Source organism: Microcystis aeruginosa LEGE 91341 (assembly GCF_015206885.1).
GTDB classification, from domain to species: Bacteria; Cyanobacteriota; Cyanobacteriia; order Cyanobacteriales; family Microcystaceae; genus Microcystis; species Microcystis aeruginosa_H.
The window spans coordinates 1-4,868 of record NZ_JADEXY010000206.1; the positions used below are offsets into that span (position 1 = coordinate 1).

The 4,868-nt window shown below is 44.5% G+C and carries 6 protein-coding genes; 1 reads left to right on the plus strand and 5 read right to left on the minus strand.

The window, feature by feature from the left end:
* The first annotated feature begins 245 nt into the window (after window positions 1-245).
* Window positions 246-866 (plus strand): metalloprotease, encoded by a 621-nt coding sequence (locus tag IQ234_RS19865; protein WP_193958342.1) that lies wholly within the window; start codon window positions 246-248, stop codon window positions 864-866.
* A 51-nt stretch (window positions 867-917) separates the two neighbouring features.
* Here IQ234_RS19865 and IQ234_RS19870 read toward each other — a convergent pair whose 3' ends face one another.
* The 5 genes from IQ234_RS19870 to IQ234_RS19890 all read right to left on the minus strand — a co-directional run bounded on the left by IQ234_RS19870 (window position 918) and on the right by IQ234_RS19890 (window position 4,599).
* The gene (locus IQ234_RS19870; RefSeq protein ID WP_002742489.1) at window positions 918-1,088 is read right to left on the minus strand and encodes a high light inducible protein; all 171 of its coding nucleotides are present in this window, start codon (window positions 1,086-1,088) and stop codon (window positions 918-920) included.
* Window positions 1,089-1,176: 88 nt separating this feature from the next.
* Window positions 1,177-1,905, minus strand: a complete 729-nt coding sequence (locus IQ234_RS19875) for a Bax inhibitor-1 family protein (protein ID WP_193958343.1) — start codon at window positions 1,903-1,905, stop codon at window positions 1,177-1,179.
* A gap of 416 nt (window positions 1,906-2,321) precedes the next feature.
* Window positions 2,322-3,302: a chlorophyll synthase ChlG gene (gene chlG / locus IQ234_RS19880; protein WP_193958344.1), complete on the minus strand. Its 981-nt coding sequence runs from the start codon at window positions 3,300-3,302 to the stop codon at window positions 2,322-2,324.
* 6 nt (window positions 3,303-3,308) lie between these two features.
* The gene (locus IQ234_RS19885; RefSeq protein ID WP_193958345.1) at window positions 3,309-4,385 is read right to left on the minus strand and encodes an ArsA family ATPase; all 1,077 of its coding nucleotides are present in this window, start codon (window positions 4,383-4,385) and stop codon (window positions 3,309-3,311) included.
* A gap of 22 nt (window positions 4,386-4,407) precedes the next feature.
* The gene (locus IQ234_RS19890; protein ID WP_002742483.1) at window positions 4,408-4,599 is read right to left on the minus strand and encodes a DUF2862 domain-containing protein; all 192 of its coding nucleotides are present in this window, start codon (window positions 4,597-4,599) and stop codon (window positions 4,408-4,410) included.
* Between the last annotated feature and the right edge of the window lie 269 nt (window positions 4,600-4,868).

Genomic DNA, 4,868 nt, shown 5'->3' on the forward strand with positions numbered 1-4,868 from the left:
GCAGCGTCAGATGTGCATAAGAGACAGCCCTATCCCCACGAAAAACTTTTTCAGCAGACCCTAAGTGGTCGTGCCAAATTAATTTCCTAAACCTTGACCAGAAATTCTGTAAACTTCGATCGAAAGCTGCGTAAATTCTGTATTTTCTCTGGAAGTCTTAGATATAGCCTTTAGAATTGTGATCGTAGCGCTAGGCTAATTCAGATCAATTAAACTTCTTCCTCACTCCCGACTTTGTTAGTATCATGAAACCTAACTCTGGCCGTAAACGTTTATTATCCCTGATATCTGCTGTTTCCTGTAGTTCCCTCTTGATTTTATCCCCTCTAGCCCAGAGAGCGCAAGCAGACGATATTACGGATGCCCTAGAAGCGGTAATTGAATATACGGCTCAATTACACCAGATCAATTTTAAGTATTTGTTAAGCAATGGCCCGATAACCACTCCCTGCGGGGTAATTTCCCTAGCGGCTTTCTGCACTGTAGATAATACAGTTTACGTCAATCTCCAGCAAGTCACTCGCATTAGTGATAATCCCCTATTTCCCCTTTACGCCGTCGCTCACGAGGCCGCTCACGCTGTTCAGTGGAATCGGGGTATCGGTGGCATCGATGAAGGTGGAATGAGCATTGGCATTGAATTACAGGCCGATTGTCTAGCGGGAGATACCCTTTCCTGGTTACTTACCGAAGCAAGAAGTTTATCCAAACAGGATTATATAATGGCGGGAAAACTCCTAGCGGAAGCGGCCTCGGAAGTGGGCGATTTTGAAGCTCCCAATAACTCCCACGGCACACCACAACAGCGAGGTGATTCGGTCTTACAAGGATTCTACGGGGAAAATCATGAAGCTTGTATGCGTTAACTAGCATTCAAGGCTCTATTTCCCCTAGAATGCCCAAAAAAGTTTAAAAAACTACTGTAACCCTAACCAAGATAACAGACCTTGGCCAGTTAGATACTCGATCAACAGGGTGATCACAAAACCAATCATAGCAGCCCTACCGTTGAGGCGCTCGGCATAGTCATTAAAGCCAAATTTGGGGTCTTCTAATTTGGGGGTTTGAGTCGGTTGTGGTTCAGTCATGATCTTTACAGGCCGTTTACATTTCTTTACTATTCTAGCGGAGTTAGAAGTTAGGTTGTAACTAATTTCTAACTCCTCTCTATTTGCCCTAATCTCGACCGTTAAGAGCGATTAAAAGGCGCAGAATAAAGATAAATAGGTTGATATAGGTCAAATACATCGATAAAGCAGCACTAAGATACTGTTCATCTCTGTAGGTACGGGGCAAGATGTAAAAGTCCACCACTGCGGAGCCTGCAAACAGGAAAACCCCGATGCCAGAAATAGCAATTTCTAACCAGGTGGGAGTACCACCACCAAAGATAGAGAAAATTAGCTGACCAATGAGAACAATAAAGAGAGCGAGAATACCGATGCTAACGGTTTGAGTCAGCGCTAAACCATCTTTTTCCGACAGATTCGAGCCGATATTGCGTCCCAAGACAAAAGCGATGCCGCAACCGAGGGCAGCAATTGCCACTCCTCGCAAACCAACACCGGAAGTACCTAAGGCCACATAGACGATTCCACTGAGAGTATAGCCAGAAAGAAGGCTATAGAGAGTCAGCAGGGGCAGAGCAGTGCCTGTATTGCCTTTTTCCGCAGTATTACGCGCGACAAAAAATAAAATAATCTCGGCAATCAGAGCGACAAAGAAAGTCGGGAAGAAAATCTGGGGATAGGATTGGATCACACCTAAACCGCCATAGGTTCCCACCGCAGTTAAAATTAGACCGCCACCTAGATAGGGTAGGGCCTTGGGGATAACATTGGGGCCGATAAGTGCTTGGCTTTTAGCCTCGCGTAAAGCTTGACGAAAGTTACTGGTATTACTCATGGTGACTAGGTTCGAGATACTTGTCTCAATCAATCTTGTTAAACAGAAACTATTCTTGATTAGTTCGTCAAGAATGGCAAATCGAAGGGAAGAAAAAAAGGTAAATTTTTTCCCCGGCATCGATTCCCTCTTGATTGTAACGAAAAGACTAGGGATCGAGCTAAGTAGGTAGATGTTAAAAATTGTCAGATACCCCCCTTATCAAGGGGGGATTAAGGGGGGATCAACACCCCCCTTATCAAGGGGGGATTAAGGGGGGATCAACACCCCCCTTATCAAGGGGGGATTAAGGGGGGATCGAACCGAAAATCTATTTTCTCCCCTCTTGACGGATCAAGTTACCTTAAACAGAAGCCCAATGCAAGGCGATTATGTCCCAGAAACTGGATATTCCCTGTTTTTATTAACTACAATCTTCAGAGTATCCCCTGACCTAAAGCCAAACCTGTCACCAACATTCCTAACACTAGAAAAGGCTGGGCGCTGGCTTGATATTTGACATCATTTTTGAGCGGATCCCGCAGAAAATACATATCTTGGAAAGTGATCTGAGGGATAATTAATAACAGTAAAATAGCGGCATAAAGATTTTGATGAATACTAATCAGATAGCCCGCAATTCCCGCTTGAAAAACATCGATCATAATCACACAAATCCAAGCAGCAGTCGTAATTCCAAACATAACTGGCAAGGATTTCAAGCCTAACTTTTCGTCACCTTCCACACTTTTAAAGTCGTTAACTACAGCAATGCCTAAACCTGCCAGACTATAGATGAGGGTTAGGAGCATAATTGTCCAATTTAACTGACCAAAAAGGGCGTGACCTGCCCACCAAGGTAATGCTATATAACTAGCACCGAGGGCATAATTTCCTAGCCAACCATTTTGTTTTAATTTTAAAGGTGGCGCTGAATAAATATAGGCAATAAAAGAACCAAATAGGGTTAAACAGAGCATAATCGGGAAATCATGACCGGCCCAGCGATCAAGAAGATAAGATATTCCTAACCCAGCTGCTAATAAAACCAAAATCTGGCCGACCACTTGCGGAATAGAAATTACCCCCGAAGGAATCGGACGATAGGGTTCATTAATTGCATCGATTTCTCGATCATAAAAATCATTTAAAGTTTGGGTATAACCAGTCATCAATGGACCAGAAAGTAACATACAGGTGGCCGCTTTTAAGACATCTTCTAAAGACCAAGTATAATTCCCCGATGAAGCAGCCCCACAGACAACCCCCCAAATTAGGGGAATCCAAGTGATCGGCTTCATCAATTGTAAGCGGATTTTCCAGAGGGAGGTTTCTGCCGATGAGGCCCCTTTCATGCCCAATAATTGGCGAGTTTTGGCTGCTCGCTCATCCTTGTTTTCTATCTCGCTGTTCGACATAATCCCTTAAAAAGAAATAATTAAGTAACCTTCTTGGAATTTGGCCCCTTTTACCGCTCGTCCGGTTAGAGGCGGTGGTACATCAATATTACGCCGTTGATCCCCAGCTTCGATGGTTAATTCTGGACCCGATTGCGTCAGTTTTACCTGTTTCTTCTCCAATCCGGGTAAATAAACCTTGACCTGAGCGGCTGCCGTATCGATTATTAACGGTTTGGGCGGCTGCACCGTGAGAAAATTGGGTAACTCGGCGATTAACTCCTGCCAATCTTCTCCTTGACGGTAGGGTAAAATCGCAGCCGGCAGCGGGGCAAAATCCTCCGTAGCACTCTGACAGCGATTAAAAATCACTCCCCCCACATTTAAACCGATTTGCTGCGCCGCACCCCAAAGATATTTGGCATCTGCGATCGCAATTGAATCGTCATTGGTGACTAGATAGGCTAAAACTCGCCGGGGATCGGCTAAAGCGCAACGTCCCTCGTCTAGAATGTTATTATCGACCTTCTTCCCTAAACCGTCGGGATTAAAGGAGAAATTCAGCACGGCGGCGGCGATTGGTTGGAAAAAGGGAGAAAGGGTGCGACCAATCTCAGAATCACTGAAAACCTGCCGAAAACGCCGTGAATACCAGCTGCCCACCTCTGGAATCCCTAACATTCGCAGACTGTTTATATCTCCGCTGCCGTCGTAGATGATGACATCATAATTTCCGCTTTTATCCTGTTCCCGCAGGAAATTTAAAGCTAGAGCTTGATCCATTCCAGGTAAAACGCCCAACTCTTGACCATAAACATTTTTCAAGGTGGGAGAACGCAAATACTGCTTTTCCAGTTCCTTGACTTCTTCCCAACCTTTTTCTAGTAAGTGGGTACTACTAAGCTGGATAACCGAGAGATTGGGGGCAATTTCCGTGACGGAGGAGCTAGGGGAGGCCTTGAGGAGTAATCCCCAAGCAGGGCCAGAATCTTGACCGATCAAGAGAACTTTTGACCCCAGACCAGCCATTTTCTTTGCCGAAGCGATCGCTATTGTACTGCGACCGCTGCCCCCCTTGCCCAAAAAGGTCAAAATTAAGGACATAATTAATTCCTAAGCGTTGTATTTAGATGAGTTTGAGTTCATCTTCAAAAAACCAAGTAGCGGTTTTATCATCGAACTGGACAACAGCACCAACACCGCTGCCATCGGTCATCTTAAAATTTTTGATGACACCCACTTTACCCAATTTACCCGCTACGTCCGAGTTAACGCGGTCTCTTAAGCGACAGACCTTGACTTTTTGCCCGATTTCCATTACTTCCACAGTTTTAATAAGACGATAATTCAATAAACCAATCCTAAGTTTAATATAAATTCGTGTAAGATAAACCCCCCTATGATCTTCAGTTATCGGTCTTTCTCAGATCATCTGCACTTAGCGATCATATATACTAAGAGATTGAACAAAATCAACCTCTTGCTTAGGATAGGCAATAGGCAAGAGGTAGTTAGATAAGTAGCTGGTTATAATTGAATTAAAAATGGATTTTAGGTTCGATCCCCCCTGCCCCCCTTGATAAGGGG